Origin of the sequence: Klebsiella sp. B345 (genome assembly GCF_051131735.1) — a bacterium.
Classification (GTDB): Bacteria; Pseudomonadota; Gammaproteobacteria; order Enterobacterales; family Enterobacteriaceae; genus Klebsiella.
Genome location: NZ_CP180443.1, coordinates 4,304,944 through 4,327,690 on the forward strand (window position 1 = coordinate 4,304,944; position 22,747 = coordinate 4,327,690).

General features: G+C 56.6%; 21 protein-coding genes. 9 read left to right on the plus strand and 12 right to left on the minus strand.

What is annotated here, in order from left to right; all coding sequences use genetic code 11:
• Positions 1–25: 25 nt before the first annotated feature.
• The 4 genes from ACMYSO_RS20200 to ACMYSO_RS20215 form a co-directional block, all read right to left on the minus strand.
• Positions 26–1,426 (minus strand): sucrose-6-phosphate hydrolase, encoded by a 1,401-nt coding sequence (locus ACMYSO_RS20200; RefSeq protein ID WP_434667231.1) that lies wholly within the window; start codon positions 1,424–1,426, stop codon positions 26–28.
• Complete coding sequence (locus tag ACMYSO_RS20205) at positions 1,426–2,796, minus strand: sucrose-specific PTS transporter subunit IIBC (protein WP_434667233.1); 1,371 nt, start codon at positions 2,794–2,796, stop codon at positions 1,426–1,428. The genes ACMYSO_RS20200 and ACMYSO_RS20205 overlap by 1 nt, the downstream gene beginning before the upstream one ends.
• Before the next feature lie 145 nt (positions 2,797–2,941).
• Positions 2,942–4,459: a carbohydrate porin gene (locus ACMYSO_RS20210; protein ID WP_434667236.1), complete on the minus strand. Its 1,518-nt coding sequence runs from the start codon at positions 4,457–4,459 to the stop codon at positions 2,942–2,944.
• A gap of 166 nt (positions 4,460–4,625) precedes the next feature.
• Positions 4,626–5,549 (minus strand): aminoimidazole riboside kinase, encoded by a 924-nt coding sequence (locus tag ACMYSO_RS20215; protein ID WP_434667239.1) that lies wholly within the window; start codon positions 5,547–5,549, stop codon positions 4,626–4,628.
• 248 nt (positions 5,550–5,797) lie between these two features.
• Between ACMYSO_RS20215 and ACMYSO_RS20220 the strand changes: the two genes are divergently transcribed.
• The 3 genes from ACMYSO_RS20220 to ACMYSO_RS20230 all read left to right on the plus strand — a co-directional run bounded on the left by ACMYSO_RS20220 (position 5,798) and on the right by ACMYSO_RS20230 (position 8,025).
• The gene (locus tag ACMYSO_RS20220) at positions 5,798–6,439 is read left to right on the plus strand and encodes a helix-turn-helix domain-containing protein (RefSeq protein WP_434667242.1); all 642 of its coding nucleotides are present in this window, start codon (positions 5,798–5,800) and stop codon (positions 6,437–6,439) included.
• A gap of 99 nt (positions 6,440–6,538) precedes the next feature.
• The gene (locus tag ACMYSO_RS20225) at positions 6,539–6,883 is read left to right on the plus strand and encodes a DUF3302 domain-containing protein (protein WP_434586036.1); all 345 of its coding nucleotides are present in this window, start codon (positions 6,539–6,541) and stop codon (positions 6,881–6,883) included.
• Positions 6,883–8,025, plus strand: a complete 1,143-nt coding sequence (locus ACMYSO_RS20230; RefSeq protein WP_434667244.1) for an HlyD family secretion protein — start codon at positions 6,883–6,885, stop codon at positions 8,023–8,025. Before ACMYSO_RS20225 ends, ACMYSO_RS20230 begins: the two co-directional genes overlap by 1 nt.
• Before the next feature lie 46 nt (positions 8,026–8,071).
• Here the strand turns inward: ACMYSO_RS20230 and ACMYSO_RS20235 are convergent, their stop codons facing one another.
• Genes ACMYSO_RS20235 through ACMYSO_RS20245 form a run of 3 tightly spaced genes read right to left on the minus strand, consistent with a single transcriptional unit; the run spans position 8,072 to position 11,082 of the window.
• Positions 8,072–8,875, minus strand: coding sequence for an ABC transporter ATP-binding protein (locus ACMYSO_RS20235; RefSeq protein WP_434667247.1), 804 nt, complete (start codon positions 8,873–8,875; stop codon positions 8,072–8,074).
• Entirely contained in the window at positions 8,872–9,954 is a 1,083-nt protein-coding gene (locus tag ACMYSO_RS20240; protein ID WP_434667250.1) for a FecCD family ABC transporter permease, read from the minus strand. Before ACMYSO_RS20240 ends, ACMYSO_RS20235 begins: the two co-directional genes overlap by 4 nt.
• Positions 9,955–9,960: 6 nt before the next feature.
• A complete protein-coding gene (locus ACMYSO_RS20245) occupies positions 9,961–11,082 on the minus strand; it encodes an ABC transporter substrate-binding protein (protein ID WP_434667253.1) in 1,122 nt (373 codons plus the stop codon).
• A 268-nt stretch (positions 11,083–11,350) separates the two neighbouring features.
• Here ACMYSO_RS20245 and ACMYSO_RS20250 point away from each other — a divergent pair, with 268 nt between their 5' ends.
• Both ACMYSO_RS20250 and ACMYSO_RS20255 read left to right on the plus strand, forming a co-directional pair.
• A complete protein-coding gene (locus tag ACMYSO_RS20250) occupies positions 11,351–11,773 on the plus strand; it encodes a hypothetical protein (RefSeq protein WP_434670848.1) in 423 nt (140 codons plus the stop codon).
• 197 nt (positions 11,774–11,970) lie between these two features.
• Positions 11,971–12,474 carry an RcnB family protein gene (locus tag ACMYSO_RS20255; RefSeq protein WP_434667256.1) on the plus strand — a complete coding sequence of 168 codons (504 nt, stop codon included), beginning with the start codon at positions 11,971–11,973 and terminating at the stop codon, positions 12,472–12,474.
• 171 nt (positions 12,475–12,645) lie between these two features.
• On the opposite strand, the gene ACMYSO_RS20260 is transcribed toward ACMYSO_RS20255, so the two are convergent.
• Positions 12,646–13,233, minus strand: coding sequence for a YSC84-related protein (locus ACMYSO_RS20260; RefSeq protein ID WP_434667259.1), 588 nt, complete (start codon positions 13,231–13,233; stop codon positions 12,646–12,648).
• A 515-nt stretch (positions 13,234–13,748) separates the two neighbouring features.
• Between ACMYSO_RS20260 and ACMYSO_RS20265 the strand changes: the two genes are divergently transcribed.
• The 3 genes from ACMYSO_RS20265 to ACMYSO_RS20275 all read left to right on the plus strand — a co-directional run bounded on the left by ACMYSO_RS20265 (position 13,749) and on the right by ACMYSO_RS20275 (position 16,809).
• Entirely contained in the window at positions 13,749–14,927 is a 1,179-nt protein-coding gene (locus tag ACMYSO_RS20265) for a M20 aminoacylase family protein (protein WP_434667262.1), read from the plus strand.
• 19 nt (positions 14,928–14,946) lie between these two features.
• A complete protein-coding gene (locus tag ACMYSO_RS20270) occupies positions 14,947–15,723 on the plus strand; it encodes an ABC transporter substrate-binding protein (protein WP_434586027.1) in 777 nt (258 codons plus the stop codon).
• Positions 15,724–15,855: 132 nt separating this feature from the next.
• Positions 15,856–16,809: an aldo/keto reductase gene (locus ACMYSO_RS20275; RefSeq protein ID WP_434667264.1), complete on the plus strand. Its 954-nt coding sequence runs from the start codon at positions 15,856–15,858 to the stop codon at positions 16,807–16,809.
• A 38-nt stretch (positions 16,810–16,847) separates the two neighbouring features.
• On the opposite strand, the gene ACMYSO_RS20280 is transcribed toward ACMYSO_RS20275, so the two are convergent.
• From ACMYSO_RS20280 to ACMYSO_RS20295, 4 genes are all read right to left on the minus strand, one after another.
• Positions 16,848–17,639 carry a MoaF C-terminal domain-containing protein gene (locus tag ACMYSO_RS20280; RefSeq protein WP_434667267.1) on the minus strand — a complete coding sequence of 264 codons (792 nt, stop codon included), beginning with the start codon at positions 17,637–17,639 and terminating at the stop codon, positions 16,848–16,850.
• A complete protein-coding gene (locus ACMYSO_RS20285; protein WP_434667270.1) occupies positions 17,636–18,445 on the minus strand; it encodes an SDR family NAD(P)-dependent oxidoreductase in 810 nt (269 codons plus the stop codon). The genes ACMYSO_RS20280 and ACMYSO_RS20285 overlap by 4 nt, the downstream gene beginning before the upstream one ends.
• A gap of 88 nt (positions 18,446–18,533) precedes the next feature.
• The gene (locus ACMYSO_RS20290; protein WP_434667273.1) at positions 18,534–20,267 is read right to left on the minus strand and encodes an arylsulfatase; all 1,734 of its coding nucleotides are present in this window, start codon (positions 20,265–20,267) and stop codon (positions 18,534–18,536) included.
• A gap of 74 nt (positions 20,268–20,341) precedes the next feature.
• Positions 20,342–21,532 carry an anaerobic sulfatase maturase gene (locus ACMYSO_RS20295; protein ID WP_434667276.1) on the minus strand — a complete coding sequence of 397 codons (1,191 nt, stop codon included), beginning with the start codon at positions 21,530–21,532 and terminating at the stop codon, positions 20,342–20,344.
• A gap of 425 nt (positions 21,533–21,957) precedes the next feature.
• On the opposite strand from ACMYSO_RS20295, the gene ACMYSO_RS20300 reads away from it, so the two are divergent.
• Complete coding sequence (locus ACMYSO_RS20300; protein ID WP_434667279.1) at positions 21,958–22,641, plus strand: helix-turn-helix transcriptional regulator; 684 nt, start codon at positions 21,958–21,960, stop codon at positions 22,639–22,641.
• Positions 22,642–22,747: the final 106 nt, after the last annotated feature.

Genomic DNA, 22,747 nt, shown 5'->3' on the forward strand with positions numbered 1-22,747 from the left:
CAACATGCGCCTGAAAGTAAAACGCTTATACTACCATGCATGACCTCAGCGACCAGTAGCAGAATGTCGCCGGCGTCGCACCGCTGAACACGACTTCCCCTGGATAGCGTGGGAAGAAGCGGCTGCTCATCACCCCCGCACCGTCATTAATGAAGATTTCCACGCTTGAACGGTCGATGAAAATCCGCAGCGTCTGAATATCACCGCGCCAGTAGCGATAGAGCATCTCGTCGCTGACGAGGCTGCGCCGCGCGAGACGAATGCCGTGGGCATCGCGCTCCAGCGTTAACGCGCCGCCGAAATCGATGCTGAACGCCGCGTCGCCGGCGGTTGCCAGTTCGATTTCCATCGGTTCCAGTGGTAGAGGCTGCGGCTGCCAGCCGTGGGCCTCGCCGCGCAGGGCGGTCAGCTCGCGCAGCGGGCGTTGATACAGCGTGCCGTTGTGCCACTCCAGCTCGCGCAGGCAGGTCATCTGATGGATCCAGCCGTTGGCCAGCGTCGGCTGGTGCATCTCTTCGCCATCCGGAACGCCCATCCAGCCAACCAGCACCCGACGGCCGTCGGGAGTCTGCATGGTTTGCGGGGCGTAAAACTCGAACCCGGCATCCAGCTCGTGCAGTTCACCGTGATTGAAGCGGGCGCTGGCATAGTCGAAATCGCCGGCTATCCACACTGCCGGGTAGCTATTGAGAAAACGTTCCGCCTCGCGGGTCACGCCCTGCGGGCAGCAAATCAGGAGCTGCTGGTCGCCGAGAGGGAACAGGTCCGGGCATTCCCACATATAGCCTGCGTCGTCGAGATGGTTGATCCCGTAGCCCGCGATTTCACCTTCGTGGGTCCACTGGTGCAGGTCGGGGGAGCTGAACAGCAGCACTTTGCCGTGCTTTTGCCGATCCTGGGCGCCCAACACCATGTACCAGCGCCCCTCATGCTGCCACACTTTAGGGTCGCGCACGTGCCCGGTATAGCCCTCCGGCAGCGGCAGCACCGGACCAAGTTTGCTGAAGGTGCCGTCGGCATTTTCCGTCGCCAGGCACTGCCATGCGGTCCTGCTGCCGTCGCTGAATTTGACGTTACCGGTGTAGCACAGGGTCAGCGTTCCGTTGTTATCCACCGCGCTACCGGAGTAGCAACCGTTGCGGTCATACTCTTCATCGGGCATCAGGGCGATAGGTTCATGCTGCCATTGCAGCAGATCGGCAGAACTCCAGTGCGCCCAGCACTTGAATTTATGATCGCAGGCGAGCGGGTTCCACTGATAAAACAGGTGGTAGCGACCGTCGAAGGCTACAAAGCCGTTGGGATCGTTCATCAGTCCGGTCACCGGCGCATGGTGCCAGCGAGGATAGTGCTCGTCGGCCAGCGCGCGTGGCTGGCCTTGCATAACGGCCTGCAAAATCGCAGGCAGCCGTGAGGGAAGTGACATTATTCAGCGTCCGTTTTGTATTTCAGCAGCAGAGAGACGGTAAAGGCAACGCCGAAGGCGATAACCATCCCAATAATGTAGTTCAGCAGCGAACTGGCCTGCACGATCGCCATGCCGGGGATCGCCGTCAGGCCGACCGCCGTCATATAGACATGCATCGATACCACCCAGGCACCGCCCGCCGCGCCGCCGATTAACGCGGCGATAAACGGTTTCACAAAGCGCAGGTTAATCCCGAAAATCGCCGCCTCGGTGATCCCTAGCATCGCAGAAAATGCCGACGGCAGGGTAATGGCTTTGATTTTGGCATCTTTGGTTTTAAACCATACCGCCAGGCAGGCGCCCCCTTGAGCGACGTTAGCCATGGCCCAAATCGGCAGCAGGAAGTTCACGCCAATGGCGGGGTTGCCCAACAGCCCGGCCTCGATGGCGTGGAAGCTGTGGTGGATCCCGGTAATGACGATCACCGAATAGAGGCCGCCAAACAGCAGTCCAGCCAGCCAGCCAGCATGGGTAATCAGCGTGCTGAGGACAAACGAAATGCCGTCACCCAGCGCGCGTCCTGCCGGGCCGATAATCAGCAGGGCAATAAAGCCCGAAATGATCACCGTCAGGAATGGTGTCAGGATGAGATCCAGCGCGTCTGGGATCACCCGGCGCAGCTGCTTCTCGACGATGCTCATAAACCACACCGCCAGCAGTACCGGGAACACGGTCCCCTGGTAGCCGATCATCGCCACTTCCAGACCAAAAAAGTTCATGGTATGGAAGCCCGCCGCGACGCCCCAGGCGTTGGTCAGCGCCGGGTGGGTCAGAATGCCGCCGAGCGTTGCTCCCAGATAGGGGTTACCGCCAAACTCCCGGGCGGCGGTAAAACCAATCAATATCGGCAGAATAATAAACGCCGCCGAGCTGCACATATCGAGAATGATGTAGATAGCGTTGCTCGGGTCGACCCAGCCGTAGGTTTTGACCATCCCCAGAAGGCCCATCAGCAGGCCGGAGGCGACGATCGCCGGAATGATCGGCACGAAGATGTTCGACAGCAGGCGGGCGATACGCTGGAACGGATTCAGTTTTTTCGCCGCCATGTCGGCAGCTTCCGATTTACTGGATTCGCCCACCCCAGCCACCTGGATAAAGGCGGCGTAAACCTTATTCACCACTCCGGTGCCGAAAATAATCTGCATCTGTCCGGCGTTACGAAAACAACCTTTTACCCCTTCGATTTTGCCGATGGCCTGCTGGTCGGCGAGTGAGTCATCGACCAGTACCAGACGCAGGCGCGTGGCGCAGTGCGCGGCGCTGGCGATGTTTTCCTTACCTCCCAACAGGGGAAGCAGCGAGCGGGAAATCTGTTCAAAATCCATAGTACCCTCTGAATGTACGCCTACTGGGATAGGCTCTTAGCTATTGATCCCGTCTTCACGGGGGCGCAGTGTCTGCGTCATTATTGTTCCGGGGCGGCACAAGGTGCGTGCGGCCCCGGGTTTCTCTGGTGTCAGGCGTGGTTCATCAGAACCAGGTTTCCATCTGCATACCGAACGACCATTCTCCGCCGGATTTAAAGCCGCTGCTGCCCAGCGAGTCGTCGCTGGCGTAATTATCCAGTTTTTTGCTCCAGTCCATCCACGAGGTATAGAAACGAATCTCCGGGCGGGTGAAGAAGTCACCGATGTTACCGACCTTGAAGGTCGGGGCGAAGGTGAGTTTATAGAAGCTGCCGTTCACCGCATTGCGGTCGTTATAGCCTTCCGGTTTGAGATCCATGTACTGATAGGTGCCTTCGTAAGCAAGGGCGAAGTTCGGGTTGATCTCCTGAATCAGGCGCATGTTGACGGTTGCCCACTGGTAGCTGTCGCCGTCGACATAGCGGTCCTTGCTGCTCTGAGCGAGGATTGCCGGAGCGATAGCCCAGTTTTTGCTGAGCGGCGTAGTGCCGTAGCTGGCGAAGCGCCAGGTATTGGCCCCCGGGCGCAGGGCGCCGTCGGAACCGATGCTTTTGACTTCAGCACCCAGCCCATGTCCGTAGAGCAGGGCGGTTTTGCTGGTGCCTTCACGCAGGCCGTAGAAACTGTCGTTGTGCAAACCGAGCACCGCATGCACCCCGGTATTTGCCGCGTCCCCTTTCACCAGATTACCGTTGGTATCTTTACGATCGTCATTGTCTTTCGCTCGCAAGCCGCTGACCATCATCTGCACCGGCCCGGCGAAGTTGTTCATGGTGACGATGTAGTTCTGGACGCTGTTACTGGCCTCATCGATATCGCCGAAGTTGCGCCCGTAAAGCGAGAAGTTACTGCGCAGGCTGTCGTTCCACTTCACGTCATAAATCCCGCCGCCGGTCCCGGCGAGGAAGACCACGTCGGAATCGATCCAGTGAATATCGAAGTTGTCGCGGTCGAAGCGTTTCCCGGCCCACAGGGTGGATCCTTTGAACGGGCCTTCAAAAGTGGGCAGGTTACCCAGTTCGACAAACGCCTGGCGGACGTTGAGATCGCTGGTGCTGGCCGTCCAGTCGTTGTAGCTGCTTTGTCCGTCAGCCACCATCACTTTGAAGCGGGTTGTCGCGCCGTTCTCCAGAGTCTGTTTATGCTCGAGGTTCATTTCAACGTAGGTGTCGGCCTGGTTGCCCAGACGGCCGATGGCTCCGCCGGTTTCCCCTGCCGGCGTCATGTAGGCCCCGGACTGCGTGCTGGCGCCGGAGTCGTTCATGATCACCCCAGAACGAGCATAGCCGTGGAACTCAAAGCCGCTGGTCTCGGCGGATTTTTTCTCAAGCGTTGCGGTGCGCTGTGCGACCTCCTGAGTAGTGTTCTGGGTTTGTTGCTGTTGGGTGGTCAGCTGCTGGACTTTTTTCTCTGCCGACTCGGCGCGGTTTTCCGCCGTTTGTGCCCGGTTTTCTGCATCCTGCAACCGTTTTTCCAGCGCGATTAAACGCGCTTCGATGCTGCTGAGGTCGGTTTGCGCATGGGCTGATCCGGCGCCGGTTAGCAAAGCGATAAGAACTGCGAGTGTGCTTTTTTTGAACATTCTGGTCGCATCCCAAAAGTGAAAATGAAGATTGTGTGTTTTTTGCTAAACCGGTTTAGGTGCTATGTTAAACGCGATAATTACGCGCTGGGAATATAATTTGCTAAACCGGTTTAATAATTGTGATGGATGCAACAAAGTGGGCCGCAACGGGCGGCCCGGGGGATCAAAACTGGCGCTGAAGATCGTGCTGATAAGGCAAGGCGGTCATCGCCCCTTTGGCGGTGGTAGCGAGCGCCCCGCAGGTTTGTGCGAGGGCGATGGTAGGTTCCAGCGCCTCAAGTGTCTCCGGCATCCCGTGGGCGGCAAGGCTGGCGAGCAGCCCGGCGACAAACGCGTCTCCAGCTCCGGTGGTATCGACGCTGACCACCGGCTTGGCGCTGAAGTGAACCCGTTGCTGCTGGAACACTGCCTGTACGCCGGCTTTTCCTTGGGTGACCAGCAGTAAATCGTGCTGATAACGCTGGCTCAGAATCGCGATGCCCTTGGCTAAATCAGGGCTGCCGCTGATCAATTCCAGCTCTTCTTCGGAGAGCTTTACCACATTCGCCAGGCGTAGGGCGCGGTCGAGGCAGGCGTGCAGCTGCGTCGGATCCTGCCACAGATCCGGGCGGATATTGGGGTCAAAACTAACCCTTCCGCCGGCCTGTTTGATCTGCTCCATTGCCGCGAAGGTGGTGCTGCGGCTGGGCTCGGCGCTGAGGGCGATAGAGCAGATGTGCAGCCACTCGTTGGCGGCAAAGGTCGGCAGGTCGTCCGGCTGCAGGAACAGGTCGGCGCTGGGGCGTACCATAAAGGTGAAGCTCCGCTCGCCCCTTGAATCAAGCTCAACCACCACGGTAGAGGTACGATGATGCTCGTCGAGCCGCATATAGCTGACGTTGACCTGCTCCTGCTGCAGGGTGTGACGCATAAAGCGGCCAAAAGGGTCGTTGCCGACGCGGCCGATAAACCCGCTATGGCCGCCGAGGCGGGCGATCCCGACGGCTACATTGGCCGGGGCGCCGCCGGGGCATTGCAGCAGGCGACCTTCCGATTCCGGCAGCAGATCCACCACGGCGTCGCCAAGTACCCATACGTTTGTTTTCATGTTCATTCCACCTTCTTGCTAAACTTAATTAAAACGGTTTAGCTAATTAAAGCATAGCCTGCCAGCGATCGGAATGCCGTGGCTGATAAAGTGCGAGGCAGGGCAAGAAACGAGCCTGTGAGGGCGATAAAACAAGACGGTAGCGGCAGAACTCCAGCTGTGGACTTTTACTGCCTGAGGTTCTTCTGTATATTTTGTGCAGCAATAATTTGCCCGCTACCGGTTGGTAAAGGAGAGCGCACGATAAGATGACGAGTCGTTTTGGCAATATCCACTCTTTTTACCAGACGCTGGAGCTCACGACCCACTTGCCTGAGGTTATCGCCTGTGGCGAGTCTGTGGAGCTGGCCGCCGGTGACCGTTTCCAGCCCGCAGAGGGGTTTATCTACTTTGTGCTGGAAGGGCAAATGACCCTCGCCGTTGACGATGAGCAAAACCTGCTGGGCATTGTTATCGAAAATATGCCGCTGGGCCTGCTGGAGCACTATTGCCCGCCGGTTGAATTCGTCTACCAGTGCCAGGAACATTGCCGCTTTAGCAAAATCACCGCTAGCGATTTTGAACGCATTTTCTATCACTCGTCGCCGCGGTATATGAAAGAGCTGGCCACGATTCTGATTTATATGGGCATCTTTGTGCTGGATGCCAGCAATGAAAGAGGCAACTTATCGGGGTTCCAGACCATCAGGTCGATGCTGTTTCGTTATCTGTATCGTAACGAAATTGATACCGGAAAACGCGAAAGCTTGTCCGCGTTTATTATTAAACGAACGAACCTTTCAAGAAGCTATGTTTATCAGGTACTAGCGGCGTTAAAATCGGGGGGATATATTACGGTGAAAAAAGGGCAGCTTATTTCTATTGACCGGAAAATCCCTGAAAAATTCTGATTAATAGCTGGGCAGGAAATAACAATTAATTATTTCCTGGGATCGCTACATCTTAATTCAGCTTTCTATTTTATTTTAAATTTACTCTGGAGTTATTCTATGACCCTGGATTACGTAGCATTGGCTATCCTGGTTGCGGTAGTCCTGATCCTGTTTTACGGGATCATTGTTATTCACGATATCCCTTATGAAATTGCGAAAAAAAGAAACCACCCGCATCAGGATGCGATCCATTACGCCGGGTGGGTGAGCTTATTCACCCTGCACGTGCTGTGGCCGCTGCTGTGGATTTGGGCCACCCTGTGGCGCGATGACCGAGGCTGGGGCATGAAAAGAATCGAAGATAACCAGGATGATCTGCATCAGCGTCTTGAAACGGTACTGGCCCGCCTTGACGGGGTCCAGCAGGAATTAACGCTGCTGAAAGAGAAGGAGGCAAAATAATGGAAACGTTAATGCTTCTGACCTATGCCGCGCTGTGTATTGCGATATTTAAAATATTTCGCATTCCGTTAAATAAATGGACGGTGCCGACCGCGGTATTGGGCGGAGTTATCCTGATTGGCGGCGTGATTTTTGGCATGAACTATAACGCACCGTTTACCGAAGTGGGGAATCAGGTTTTTCGTACCGTCCCGATTGTTTCGCAGGTGCGCGGTCGTGTCTTAACGGTGCCGGTGAAAGCCAATCAGATGCTGCATAAAGATGACATCCTGTTTACCATCGACCCGACGCCATATCAGTCGAAAGTGGACGATCTGGAAGCGCAGGTGAAACAGGCCAGCCAGAACGCGCTGTCGCTGAATTCTGCACTGAACAGCGCACAGGCCAACCTCAATAAAGCGGTGGCCGAACGCGACCAGGCGCAGCGGGAATATGCGCGTTATCAGGAAGGGCACAACAAAGGCGCCTTTTCCGATCAGATGGTGGATACCCGCCTTCAAACCTGGAAAGCGGATGAGGCCAGCGTCAAGGCAGCACAGGCTGAAGTGGTGCGCTCGAAGAACGATTTGAACTCGGTTGTTAACGGGGAGAATACCACCGTCGCCTCGCTGCTGGCGCAGTTGCGAAAGGCTCAGTTTAAACTCGACAACACCGTGGTGCGTGCACCATCCGACGGTTATGTCAGCACCGTTGGCCTGCGTCCAGGCACCATGTCTACCGCGCTTGGACTGGCGCCGGTGATGACGTTTGTGCCGATGGTGGCACCTGCAGACCGACTGTACGTGGCCGCCTTCCGTCAGAACTCGCTGCAGCGTCTGGAAAAAGGTGAAACGGCTGAGCTGATGTTCCCGGCGATCCCGGGTACCGTTTTCCAGGGCGAAGTGGCCGCTGTACTGCCGGCAATTGGTGAAAGCCAGTTCCAGGGGCAGGGAAAACTGCTGACGACCGCGGCGTTAAACACCCAGGGGCGTGCGCTGGTGGTGATGAAAGTCACCGACGATCGCTTCAAAAACTACAAGCTACCGCAAGGGGCGACGGTTGAAGCGGCGGTCTACTCCGACCATATGAAAGAACTGCTGCTGATCAGAAAGATCCTGATCCGCATGAAGAGCTGGGAAAACTATCTCTATCTCGACCATTAATTGGCAGACGACGAACGGCCCGGGCGACAAAACCCGGGCCGTTTGCTTATCCCGCCGGGATTGCCAGACCGTCAATAATCACCTGCATGATCCCCTGTGAGCAGGGTTCTACGCGGCCGCGAACGCCGTACACCTCCGCTAAAATCTCCGGCGTAATCACCTGCGACGGCGGGCCGTCGGCCAGCAGTCGCCCCTCTTTTAACATCACCACATGATCGGCATGCCGCAGGGCAATATTAATATCATGCACCACCACCAGGGTGGTGATATGCCGACGGCGCGTCTCCTTACGCACCAGGTCCATCACGTGGAACTGATAATTTAAATCCAGTGCGCTAAGAGGTTCATCGAGCAGCAGTAATGCCGGCTGGCGGATCAGCGACTGGGCCAGACCGACGAGCTGTTTTTGCCCGCCGGAAAGCTGATCGAGGTATCTGAGTGCCAGGTGCTCAATGCCCAGCAGGCGCAGCAGAGACATCACTTCTGTCGGGTTATCTGCCTGGCGAAGGCCGCCGGCCGCACGCTGAGCGACGATAATCGACTCCAGTACATGCAGATGCACCCCGGCCGGCAAGGTTTGCGGCAGGTAGACCACTTTTTCCGCCCGCCGGGAGAACGGCAGCGTCAGCAGGTTTTCCCCGGCCAGCGACAGCTCTCCCGTGGAGGGGCCAAGACCAGCAATGGCGCGCATCAGGGTCGATTTCCCGCTGCCGTTAGGGCCGAGCAGGGCGGTGATTTTGCCGCGCGGCAGGTGGGGAACCGTGAGGTCGCGGATCACCTGGCGTTTTGGATAACCGGCATTGAAATGGCCGATCGTCAGCCCGGTTTGTTCTGAGTCGTGTTGGCTCATACGTTCCCCCGATGGCGCAAAATAATGCTCAGGAAGAAGGGGACGCCGACCAGCGAGGTCACGATGCCGACCGGAATAATGGCGCCGGGGAGCAGATTTTTTGAGGCCACCGACGCCAGCGAAAGCACCAGTGCCCCGATGCAGGCGCTGGCGGGGAGATAAAACCGGTGATCCTCGCCAAACATCAGGCGCGCGATATGGGGTGCCACCAGCCCGATAAAGCCAATCGGCCCAACGAAGGCTACCGACAGCGCCGACAGAATACTGATGCGCAGCAGCGTGGTCAGACGCAGGCGGCGGACGTGAATACCAAAGCTGATGGCCCGGTCTTCACCGAGGCGCAGTGCGGTCAGTTTCCAGGCGTTGAGCATCGACAGGGGCATCACCACCGCCAGCACCGCCAGCAAAATCCCGACTTTTTGCCACGAGGCGCGATCGATACTGCCCATGGTCCAGAACACCAGGCCCTGAAGGGTATCTTCGTTAGCGACAAACTGCAGCATCGACACCAGCGCGTTGAAGGTAAAGACCAGCGCGATACCAAACAGAATCACTCCCGAGGTGGCGACCTGGGTCCAGCGGGTGATGCCGTCCAACAGCAGCGCCGCCAGCAGGGCGAAGATAAAGGCGTTGGCTGAGACAAACCACTGGGTGGGGATGCCGGGAATACCGATCCCCAGCACGATGGCCAGCGCCGCGCCAAATGCCGCCGCTGAGGAGACCCCGAGAGTGAAAGGGCTGGCGAGGGGATTATTGAGGATGGTCTGCATCTCGGCCCCGGCAAGCCCTAGCGCGAGGCCGACTACCACTGCCATCAGCGCGTAAGGCAGGCGGATATCCCAGACAATCACCTGGGTTCCGGCGCCGGTACTGCCGGGGGCGGTCAGGGTTTGCCACAGGGTATGCAGCGATAGTCCGGACGGCCCGAGGACGAAGTCGAGCACCAGGGACGCGACAATCAACAGTAACAGGACCAGCATCAGGCCGATGCGGCGGCGCAGGATGCGGCGGTAGTGCGTCATGACGTCATCCGCGTCGGCGGTCGCCGTGCGGATGTCGGGTTCGGTGGCTGAACTCATGCGGGGTTACTCACCTTGTTTCCAGGAAAAGACGAACGGCAGATCGGGCAGCGTGGTGAAATGGCGCACGATGTAGTGGTAGGTCTCATTCGGATCGAGGGTGCTAAAGGGCTGCGGATAGATATCTTTCGCCAGATATTCCATCCCGACGATATTCCACGGGTGGTTGTAGAAATGATGATAAACCCCGTAAGCGTGCTGGGCTTTTACCGCCGGGATAGTGCTGACGCCGGTGCGTGACAGCAGTACCTGAGCCTGGTCATTAACCGCCTGCGGGCTGACCTGATAACCCAGCGGCAGGACCTGGCTGTTGCCGCGTTTGGAACCGGTCATGATGTAAGCGTCGGGCTTCATGCTGATAATTTTTTCCAGCGACACAAAGCCGGAGGCACCGGGCAGCACCTGTGAGCCAATATTATTGGCGCCCACCGCCTCGACCAGACCTCCCCAGCCGCTATGACCATGGGTGAAGCAGCAGGCGTCGCTATTCCCGGCCAGTGCTTCAACAAACACCGTTGCTTTCGGGGTGATAGCCGCCGTTTTCTGCACAATGGCCTGCAGATGCTGGCGGTAGTAGTCGGTATAGGCTTTGGCGTTGCTTTCGCGGTTGAGGACCTGACCTAACAGGTCGATGCTGGGTGCGGTGTCCCTGGCTGGATTGATCTCATAATCGACAAACAGCACCGGTATGTTCAACGCCGCCAGTTTGCTGATAATGCCGCTTTCCGTCAGCGCTGGCTTCGCACGCAACTGGGCAATCATCAGGTCGGGCTGGCGGGAGAGCACGCTTTCCAGGTCGACATTGCCTTTGTCGCTAAACCCCATATCCAGAATCGTGGCCGACTGCGGCCACTTCTGCTTGAGCATCTCCCAGGTGGCAATATCCTGTTTTTTCGCGAGATTATTCCACGCCACCACTCGTTTAAACGGGTTGTCGCGGTCCAGCAGCGCCAGCGCCATCAGATCCCGTCCGTCCTGCAAAATAATGCGTTGTGGTTCATGCTGGAGGGTAATGGTTCTGCCGTCGAGGTCGGTGACGGTAAGCGGGTACTGGCTGGCATAGCCAAGCAAAGGCGTGCCGATGAGTGCGGTGAAAAACATGAGCGATCTTACTGATTTTATTGCCATAAATGAGTACCGTTGCCAATTTATAATAGAATGATTTTGATAATTATTCGCGTATGAAAATAAACGGCAGGTATATGAAAATGGATTTTAATGGAATGTTACAAACTTACTGGAAGATATACGCCCGTACCGGAAGCGCAGGGGTTTCAGCCTGAAAACGGGCGAAAGTCGCATTAAATAGTTTTAAGAACTATCCCTAAAGTCATGACCGGAATGTTATGCCATGCTGTAGGTGACTCATAACATTAAGAACGTTAGAGAGGACATGATGAAAAAAGCAATGATTGCATTATCTGCGATTCTGGTAGCAGCACCGGTTTTTGCTGCGACAACACACGCAACTGATGATACCGTCGCGACGGCTCATGAACAGGCTAATACCGCCAAGGAAAAACTGCATCAGGCCCAGAACGAGGGCGATGAGCTGAAGCTGAAATCCGAACATGCGGCGCAAGGCAAAAGCGATAGCGTCGGCAGCCAGGTGAGCGAAGGCGCACAAAAAACCTGGAATAAGACCAAGGAAGGGACGGAAAAGGGCTGGGATAAAACCAAAGAAGGCACGGAAAAAGGCTGGAATAAAACCAAAGCCGCCACTGAAAAAGGGTGGGATGCCACCAAAGATGGCGCAGCTAAAGGCTGGGACGATACCAAAAAGGGCGCTGAAGACTTAAAAAATAAAGTCACTGAATAATCAGCATCACCGAACCAGCACTATTCCTGATAAAGGCCGCGAAAGCGGCCTTTCTTATTGGTGATAGTTTTCTCCGGTACGCTGCGGCGGCTGGTTTCACGCGGTTCAAATCAGCCAGGAATCCTCCTGGATATCCTGATGCTCACTATTCCTCCACATTCTGGCGGTAAAAATAAAGCCATATCAGGAGGTGTACTATGAAAAAGATGATTTCTCTGGCCGTCATGTTAGCGTGTGCATTCAGTTCACTGGCCTACGCCGATGGCCCGAATGACAACTACAAACCCGGCCAACAGCAAGAGTGGCAGAAGGGCGACAATCGTGGTGGCCAGGATGCTAATCGCCAACAGGGGCCCGGTAATAATGGTCCTCAGGGCAACGGCGACAGCCATCGTCAGGGCGGCGATAATCGTGGCCCGGATCGTGACCAGCACGCCAATAATCGTGGACAAAGTAAGCCGCATCAGGATCGTCATGAGCAAGACCACTTTGCGTGGAATGGCCATGATTTCCGTAAGGGGCAGCCGGCGCCGGAACGCTATCGCGGCAATGGTTATCGAGTGAATGACTGGAACGCTCGCGGCCTGCCAGCCCCTCCGCAGGGTCAGCACTGGTCCTATATCGACGGCAACTATGTGCTGATTGCGGCGGCAAGCGGCATCATCACCTCGATTCTGGTTAACGGACTATTGTCGCACTAAGCGATAGTCAGCCAGTATTTCACACCATCCCCCAGGGCAGCCTTGTGTTATTTGACAAAGCTGCCCTTATTTTTTTCAGGCCGGTTGCGTTGTTATCCCGCTCTAAGCCACTCTTTTGTGATATTGCACAAGCGGCTGTGTGACACCCCCTTGCGCTGACCATAATGATGATTACTTGTTTAGCTCGTCATCTGGCCAGTATTTATAGCCATTGAGCATCGCCTGCGCGGCTAAGCCTTTCTCGGTGATTTCGTAAACATTTACCTTCGACGGCAGCGAAGCGGTGTCTTTCGCCACGCCGTTGGCCGACGCGGCGACCGGGGCAACGCCTTTATCGTCATATTTTGCGGCCGCGTTGGCATCGGCTCCGACCACGTAACCCTTGGTGATAAAGTGATTCAGCGCCTCTTTATCATGAAATACCAGTACGGTCCGCTGCTGCTTCACGCCTATTCCAAGGCCCGCGCCACCCTGGGCCATTTTCATATAGGTATCTTTGCCGGTGTGGGTATTTTTTACCACGCCATAGCCGCTACCAAATCCGAAGACGAAAATTTTGCTGCTGTTGCTGGAAAATACCGCATAGCCGTCGGAGTGCTGAATATCGCTGCGTGCTTCCGGGTGCAGCGTATAGAGTTTGCTCAGCGTGTCATTACGTATTTTCTGGATACTGGCGCGTTGCTGACTGGCAGTGTCGCCCTGTGCGCTACAGCCGGCCATCGCCAGTGCTGATGCAAGGATAAGAGCCTGATATTTCATTATTGAGTTCTACTGTATTCGGCAGGTCATTCATAAAGCGCTGTCATTATCTCTCTCCCTCACGGGGCCTGCATAACGCCACGTGGTGAGCACGTCTGTGTGTCCTGCAACCATGACGCTATCTGAATTCATCCCTGCTAATGATGCGCTGATTTAAGACCGATGATCGTAGAGTAAAAACGCGTTAATAATCCAAGTATTAAAAGTTTATATTTAAACTTAGGCTTAACCCTGGTCTTTTTGACTGAAAGTTACCGAATTTATGGCGTGGATGATTCGTGTTGATGAGCGGCATTATGGCTGCCCTGTTTTTGACAAGGCGCAAAGATAAGATGCTGAATAATCATGAGTAAATGCGATGAGGTCGGCTGCAGAAATCAGAAATCCTACTTGCATTAAATAGTTATCCAGATAAGTTAATTAGTCTGAACCTGTTCGTTGACTCTACTGCTTCCGACTTTTTCGCTTAAGCCTGATTTATTCAGGATATGTATTCCTTATTCCCGGAGACCGGCATGACCGATTTTGTGATTCCAGAAATTAAAGCCGCTGAAGATGAAATGATTGCGATCCGTCATTATTTACATGCCAACCCGGAATTAAGTCTGGAGGAGTTTAATACCAGCGAGCTGGTGGCGGAAAAACTGGCTGAATGGGGCTACGCGGTCACTCGTGAATTGGGTAAAACCGGCGTGGTGGGTTCATTAACAAAAGGCCAGCCGGGGCGCACGATTGGTCTGCGCGCTGATATGGACGCGCTGCCGATCTTTGAAACCACCGAACTGCCGTGGGCCAGCACTGTTCCTGGGAAAATGCACGCCTGTGGCCATGACGGGCACACCACAATCCTGCTGGCGGCAGCGAAGTATATTGCGTCGCCAGCCTGCCAGTTTAACGGCACCGTGCACCTGATTTTCCAGCCGGCGGAAGAGGCCATCGGTGGCGCGGACCTGATGATTAAAGACGGTCTGTTTGAACGTTTCCCCTGTGACAGCGTGTTCGCGCTGCACAATATGCCGGGACTGCCGGTCGGCAAGCTGGGCTTCTATGCCGGTAACTTTATGGCCTCGGCGGATACGGTGAAGATAACCATTCACGGCTACGGCGGCCACGGCGCCCATCCGGAACGTGCCATCGACCCGATTGTCGCTGGCTCGGCGCTGGTGATGTCGCTGCAAAGCATTGTTGCCCGCAACGTGCCGCCGGGTGAAACCGCGGTCGTCACCGTTGGGACCTTCCAGGCCGGTATTGCTTCCAACGTCATCCCGGAAAGCGCTGTGATGGAGCTGACCGTGCGCGCGATGAAGCCGGAAGTGCGCGATCTGCTGATTAAACGCATCCACGAGATCGCTGACTTCACCGCTAAAAGCTATGGCGCAACCAGCGAGGTTGCGGTCTACGACTCTTATCCGGTGCTGACCAATAGCGACGCGGAGACGGCGTTCGCCAAATCGCTGGCGCTGGAGGTCTTTGGCCCCGAGCAGGTGCTGCCTTCGGTGGCCCCGATGAACGCCAGCGAAGATTTTGCTTTTATGCTGCAGGCGCGTCCCGGCTGCTACTTCCTGCTGGGCAACGGTGAGAAGGGCGGTAAAGGGAGCTGCATGGTGCATAACCCTGGCTATGACTTTAACGATGACATTATTACCACCGGCGCGTCATTCTTCGCCCGGTTAGTTGAAACACACTGCCGTTGATCTCTGGAGCTTATAAAAAATGAAAAAATCTCTTCTGCTGTGGGTTGCGCTGATGGCGTCAACATCGGTGCTGGCCGCAGGGCAAAAGGAAATTCGCTTTGGCGTCGATCCCACTTTCGCGCCCTTTGAATGGAAAGACCCGCAGGGCAAGCTGGCGGGGTTCGATATTGATTTAGGCAATGCGATCTGCGCGCAGCTCAAGGCGAAATGCGTGTGGGTCGAAAGCAATTTCGACGGCATTATCCCGGCGCTGAAGGCGCGCAAATTCGACGCCATTCTCTCCGGCATGTATATGACCGAAAAGCGTAAAGAACAGATTGGCTTTACCGACAAGCTGTATAACGGCCCGGTGTTCCTCGTGGCGCGCAAAAACACCCTGACGGGCAATACGCCGGAGCAGCTAAAAGGCAAGACCATCGGCGTCGAGCAAGGGTCGGCGCAGGAAACCTACGTTAACCAGCACTGGCGCCCGGCGGGCATCAATATCGTGGCCTATCAGGGGGCTGACAGCGTGGTGCGGGATCTGGAATCCGGGCGTATCGATGGCGCGGTGCTGTCCGGGATGATGGCGGACTATAGTTTCCTGCAGCAGCCTCAGGGCAAAGATTTCGCCTTCGTCGGCGGAAGTCTGCAGGATAATACGCTGTTCGGTGCCGGCGCGGCGATCGGCTTGCGCAAAGAAGACGACGCCCTGCGTCAGGAAATTAACGGCGCGATTGCCGCCATTCTTGCCGACGGGACCTATAAAAAACTGTCGGGTAAATATTTTAGCTTTGACGTCTATTCCGGAACATAATGTGGTAATGCGTCAGGCGGGCACGGATTAGCCCGCCTCAAGATTCCTTTTCTTAGTATCCCAGGATTGTCCTTTACCAGCCCTTGTGGTGTACCGAAGGATGCAGAATATAAGCGATAAGGAGTGAACGGCATGAATACACGTCCCTTGGGCAAAACCGGATTTTCCATCGCCCCGCTGGTCTTTGGCGGCAACGTTTTTGGTTGGACCTGCGATGAGAAAACCAGTTTTGCCATTCTTGATGCTTTCGTTGATCACGGCTTTGACGCCATTGATACCGCCGATGTCTACTCCCGCTGGGTGGATGGCAATCAGGGCGGCGAATCTGAAACTATTATCGGCCGCTGGCTGCAGGCGCGTCCCGGCATGCGCGATAAGGTGAAAATCTTCACCAAAGTGGGGGCTGATTTAGGGCTCCCGGGGCAAAAAGGGTTGAAGAAAGCCTGGATCCAACAGGCTGTGGAAGCATCGCTGCGTCGTCTGAATACCGATTATATCGATCTCTATTTTGCCCACTGGCCGGACCCGGAAACGCCGGTTGCTGAGACGTTAGAGGCGTTCCATGCCCTGCAGCAGAGCGGGAAAATCCGCGCTACCGGCGCGTCCAATCTTGATGCACTGCAGCTTTCCGCCGCGCTGGAGGTGGCTCGTAAAGAGGGGCTGCCGGCCTGGCAGGTACTGCAACCGGAGTACAATCTTTATCACCGTTCGGCGTTTGAAGGCGCGCTGTGTGACCTGTGCACCACGCGCGATATTGGCGTCGTCACCTACTACAGCCTGGCTTCCGGCTTTTTAACCGGTAAATACCGCCAGCAGTCCGATCTGACGCAAAGCCAGCGCGGTGGCGGCATTGGCAAATATCTCAACCCGCGCGGTATGCGGATTCTCGATACCCTGGATGAGGTAGCCGCCCAGCACAAGGCGAAACCCGCTGAAGTCGCGCTGGCCTGGCTGATGCATCGTGAAGGGGTGAGCGCGCCGATCGCCAGTGCGACCAGCGTGGCTCAGGTGGAAAGCTTTGCTCGTGCGGCGCAGCTGACGCTCAACGCCGCGCAGCTGGCGCGTCTGGAAATTGCCAGCGCCTGATGGCCGCGTACCGGAGCCGCCGGGCTCCGGTATTTTTCTCAGGCCGAATGATCCGTCACATTCAAAATCTGCGCGCTGGCTCCGACCGGGAAATTGCTCAGAGCGGCAAAATCGCTTCCCTGATAGCCCAGAATTTTACCGTCGGTGCGCATTTGTTGTAGATCGATAAGGATCACCCCCAGCGTCGGTATAATTTTTTCGCGCCAGACGAACAGATAAAGATCGTCGGCAACTGCCACGTAATGACAGCGATCGACATCTGCCAGCCCTTTTTCCACCCCATCCAGACACTGCCAGGCATAAAAATTATCGTTGAGATAAATATGTTCGTAGCGCTCGGTCGGGCTGTAGGTGTACTGATTGCGCATCCCCACTAACGCCCCGGTAAAGTCCGGCAGCGGCCCTGGTTCGTGGTTCAGGCGGGCAAAATGGAAGTTCACCTCAACCGCCGTCAGCGGCAGACCCTGCTCGACACGGCTGAAGGCATCCAGGCGCGCAGCCTGCTCGGTGGGCAGCGCGCCGTAAACCAGAGTGGCGTTCTGTTGCGTCAGATTGCACACCGCGCTGATGCTGGCATTCCGTTGGTCAGGATCGAGAAAGTCGATAAACAGCACGTCGGGGCGCAGGGCGGTGATGCGCCCGGCAACCGGCTGCCCGTTCCAGATAACGCTGTGCGCATCGGCAATTTGCAGCTGATGGCGGGTGCCGTCCGGCAGATAAAAGGTCAGGGATTCCCCGGCGGGTAACGTGGCGACGGGCAATACGTTGCCGTGCGGGGCAAAACCATCGGCCAGGGCGCCGACCTGAATAAATACGGCTTCTGCGGTCATGTGAGTTCCTTTTTGTTTATTGACGAAGGGGAAGAGAACGCCAGGGTCGGGACATCCACCGCGCTGGCGCCGCCGTCGGCAACCAGGGTGGCACCGCTGATGATCGATGCATGTTCAGAGCAGAGAAACTGACAGGCGAGGGCTATCTCCTGGGCGCTGGCCGGGCGGCGCAGCGGCACATCGCGACACACCTGGCGGTAGGCCTGCTCAAGGCTGATGCCCTGGGCGGCCATCAGCGGCTGCATCTCCTCGTCGGCCATCGGCGTGGTGACCCAGCCGGGGCAGATAGCGTTGGCGCGTACGCCCTGCGGGCCATAATCCCGGGCAACTGAACGCATCAGGCCGATCAGTGCATGTTTGGCCGTGACATAGCCGCAGGCCTCAGGCCCGGCGGCGAGAGAGGCGATCGAGGCGACAAACAGCACGTTACCACGGCGGGCAATCAGCGATGGCAGGCAGGCGCGGACGCTGGCGAAAGCGCTGTCGAGATTGCTCTCCAGCGCCTGACGCCACTGCTGGTCGCTGGTCTGCGCCGCCGCGCTGTTGCCCATCCCGCCGGCGCAGCACAGTAAGACGTCGATACCGCCCGCTTGCGCGAGGATGGCCGGCAGCAGATGGTTCTGCCAGTCGCTACCGCTGGCGGCATCGCCGGTCAATGCCAGCGCGCCGGTCTCTTGCGCCAGAGCCTGCAGAGGGGCGAGGCGGCGGCCAATAATAAATACCGTATCGCCCGCCGCCGACATCTGCCGCGCGCAGGCGGCGCCGATGCCGGTTCCACCGCCTGTGATCACCACCACTTTACTCATCCAGCTTCTCCCGTTACCTGCGTTTTTCCTACCTTAAAAAGGGGGCCAGATCCCGGCTATCGCCCGGAAGAACGAGAGCCGGGGCCGATCAGTTGCCCTGGCTCACAGGAATCGCCTGCGGGGCCGGAACTGACTCCATGGTCTGGGGATCGACGGCGAGGTAGCGGCCGGTTTTACTGTCAATACCGGCGTAGTCAATGAGCTTGCCGTCGGCGTGGACCACCATGGTACGTTTGGCAAACGCCGCATAGGCCTCGCTCATCGCCTGCACCCGCTGCGGATATTGCGCCGCGACATCGTGGGTCTCCAGCGGGTCGCGCTTAAGATTGAACAGCCCCCATGGCGCATCGCCAGCCTGCGGGAAGGTTTTTACCAGCCGCCGCAGCTTCCAGTCGCCGTCAACCCAGGCCGCCTGATTATGCAGTTCGACGCCGTAAGACGAGCGTGGCGGCTGCTGGGTTTCGCCGGTCAGATAGCGCTTAAAGCTGACGCCGACCATCGGCAGCCCCGGCTTTTTCGCCAGCGGTTTAGTCGCATCGATACCCGCGAACTCGTATAAAGTCGGGGCGACGTCGTACACCGCCATGGTGGAGGTGTCGATCTTTCCGTTATGCACAATTCCGGGAGCGGAGATCATAAAGTCGGTGTTGATCCCCCCCTGACCGCTGGTGGTTTTGTGGTAACGGGCGTAAGGGGCGTTGCTGACGTTGGCCCAGTGCGGACCGTAGGAGACGAACGAACCTTTGCGCCCGATGTTCTGGTAGCTGTTGTCGAACTGTTTCCAGAACGACGGTTCCGATTCGTAGTAAAAGCCTTCCGCCGGGTTGGCGCCGTTATCGGTTAAAAAGAGCAGCACGGTGTTTTTATCACGCCCGGTCTGCTTCAGCGTCGCCATTACCGAGCCTATCTGCGCGTCCATATTGGCGATCATCGCCGCGTACACCTGCATCACTTTGGCGGTGTATTTTTGCTGTTCCGGCGTTAACGCTTCCCACTCTTTGTCGAGATCGAGGCCAGGAAGCGGCGTGTCGTCATGGAGGATCCCCAGCGCCTTCAGGCGGGCAATGCGCTGGCGATAGACCTCGGCATAGCCTTGCTCATACTGACCTTTAAAGCGCGCGATCCACTCATCCGGCGCCTGCAGCGGGTCATGGGGCGCGGTAAAGGCCAGCCAGGCGAACACCGGTTGTTCCGACGGCGTCTGTTTGATCCACGCATTCATCTGGCTGGCGTAGGCTTCGCTGGAGTAAAAGTTGTCGGGGAGCGAAACGCGCTGGCCATCGCGGGTGTAGTAGGTGTGGAACGCTTCGACCGTACCCAGCGGTACCGCATCGTTAAAATGGCTGGTGCCGCCGCCCATAAAGGCGAACGAGTGGCTAAACCCGCGGTCTTTCGGCGTGGCGCCTGGCACGAAACCGAGGTGCCATTTCCCGGCCATCAGGGTGTTATAGCCGGCATCTTTAAAGCGTTCTGCCATGGTGGTGACGCGGTCGGTGAGGCGTAGCTCGTAGCCCTCTTTACCGATGGTGCTGTCGTACCACCACATACCGCCCATTCCCGCCTGCTGATTGGTATTGCCGGTTAACAACATCGAACGCGCCGGGGCGGACATCGGCGAGGTGTAGTACTGGCTCATGCGCACGCCCTGTTCGGCCATCGCCTGCAGATTGGGCGTCGGGATTTCGCCGCCAAAGGGGCTGATATCGGAATAGCCCATATCGTCGGCGATAATGACGATCACGTTCGGGCGATCGGTCTGCGCACTGTGCGCAGCCCCGGAGAGGATCATCCCCAGGGTGGCGGCCACGGCTGTTTTATTCACTGCGTATTCTCCTGTACTGGCTCGGAAGGTGGCGCGCCCGCAAAGCAGACGGCGCGACACGGGAGTGGTATCGGCTAACCAGCAAACTGTTGGCTGTCGACAAAGGCGGATCGCCAGGCGCGCAGGCCGTTCATGTCCCGGGAATACGGGCGCAGCGGGGCGAGGATTGCGTTAAAAAAGCGGAAGTAGCCGGCACACAACCGGTTGTAACCGGCGTCGTTAAGATGGGCGGGACAGCCGCCCTGGCAGACCATATTTACCGGGCAGTGCTGGCACTCCCGGCGGCGGCTTTTTTCGCGGCCGAAGGGCAGGTGCGTGGCGCTATCGACCGCCTGGGCCAGCGTCTGTTCCGCGAGCGCGCCGAGGTGATGACGGTCGTTAATCAGATGATCGCAGGCGTACAGCTGACCGTCTGACTCCATCACCAGGTTGCTGCCGCAGCGGGCCGCGTGGACGCAGGTGGCGCTGGTATGGGTAAAATATTGCCCCCATGCGTGCTCGATATTCATCACGAACACCCGCCTCATATCGCAGCGTTTGCGCCACTGATGCCAGATAGCCACCATAAACCGTCCCCAGTTGTCGGCGCTCAGCTGATAGCCCTGCTGCAGGGCATCGCCTTCGCTCATCAGCGGCTGAAATTGCAGATAGCGGGCGCCAAGGCTGACAACGTGGTCGTAAATGGCGGCCGCATGGCGGGTCATCGCGTCATGCACCACCACCAGTAAATTGAATTCCACCTGATGTTGATGCAGCAGGGCGATGCCGCGCAGCGCCGCCGGATAGCTGGCCTGGCCGCGTTTATCCGGGCGGTGCTGGTTTTGCAGCGTTTCGCTGCCCTCGAGGCTGACGCCAATCGTAAAGCGATGCTCATGAAACAGACGGCACCACGCATCATTGATAAGCGTCGCGTTGGTTTGCAGGCTGTTACTGATCGTCACTCCCGGTGGGGCATACTGCTGCTGTAACGCCAGCGCTTTTTTATAAAAGCTCAGCCCGGCCAGCAGCGGTTCGCCGCCCTGCCAGACAAAATTGATCTCCCGCACGCCGGGGGGCTGAGCGGCAATATAGCGGCGAATGAACGATGCCAGCATCGTGTCATCCATTTTCTGCACCGGGGTATCGCCCTGTGGGTAGTAACAGTAGCGACAGGCGAGATTGCAGGCCGGGCCAATAGGTTTGATCAGAATATGAAAGGGCACTGTTGCCCGGGGTTCAATCACCAGCGGAATTTGCTGCTGGCGTAGCGCGGCGATATTCAGCATCGATGGCTCCGTATTTATTTTCCCGGCGAACGCTATTATTTAGGCAGCACAAAAGCTGCGCTTCCGGGAATGGTTAAGCGCCTGATAAGCAAGTCCTGCACAATATTTATTAGGTATAGAGTAGCGCTTAAAAAAATCACTCGTTCTAAAGGACGAGTAACCGATAAAAAACGGCGGGAGCAAAACCCTGACGCGGTGACCGGCCATGAGGTTAATAACTTTTGTTTATGTTTTAATGTTATGGCGATAACGGCTGGGTATATTGATTATTAATTCTTTATTTAACAGTGTATTGAATAATTTTTTGTAACCCATATCACATTGTTAATATGTTAATGATTGTGTTACTTAAATGTGAAATGTATGCTTCATCTATCGGTCTTCATCCGCGTTTAACGCACTTTCACCTCGACGGGAGGGGAATCATGTCTGCTTTATTAAAAGCCAGTCGTAATGATGCGATAATTGCCCGTTGTTTACAGACTATTTCACAGTTAATTCCACTGTCATCGGCGGTTTTTTATCGAGTTAATCAGCGTTTAAAACCCGAAGACTATATTTTGCATAATATTTCGGCCAATACGCATCAACAATATCTGGAATGTTTTCAGCCGCTGGATCCGCTGTTGCCGTCCCGTTTTAGCCACCAGACGATTACCATGGCGGCGATGACGCCGGGGGTATGCGATCGTCACCGTCATTATTATCACGAGTTTATGCTGCCGAATAACGTCCGCGATATGACGGAAGTCTTTATCCGTCGCGACCGGCGCATTATTGCCGGCATCTCCTTAATGCGCGATGCGCCGTTCTCCAGTGAAGAACGCCTGCGCGCCCAGGCGGTACTGCCGCTGGTGGAGCTGGCTATTCATGACTGTCTCGAGCAGGAGGATGACCTGCCAATGATGCTGACCGCCAAAGAGCGGGAAGTGGTCGGCATGGTGCGCGAAGGGGCCAGTAATAAGCTGATCGCCCGCCAGATGGATATTTCGCTCTCCACCGTGAAAACCCACTTACGCAATATTTTCGCCAAGACCGACGTGGTCAATCGTACCGAGCTCGTTTCCCGAACCTGGATGCCATCCGCTCAGCGCACGCTGCATCTGTAATCTGACTCATCACATCCCGCGCGCCGCCGACGGCGGCGTTTTCCTGATACCAGAAGGTATCACTCCCTGGGCTTTTGTCCGGGGGGCAGTTTTTTTGACTGGAGCA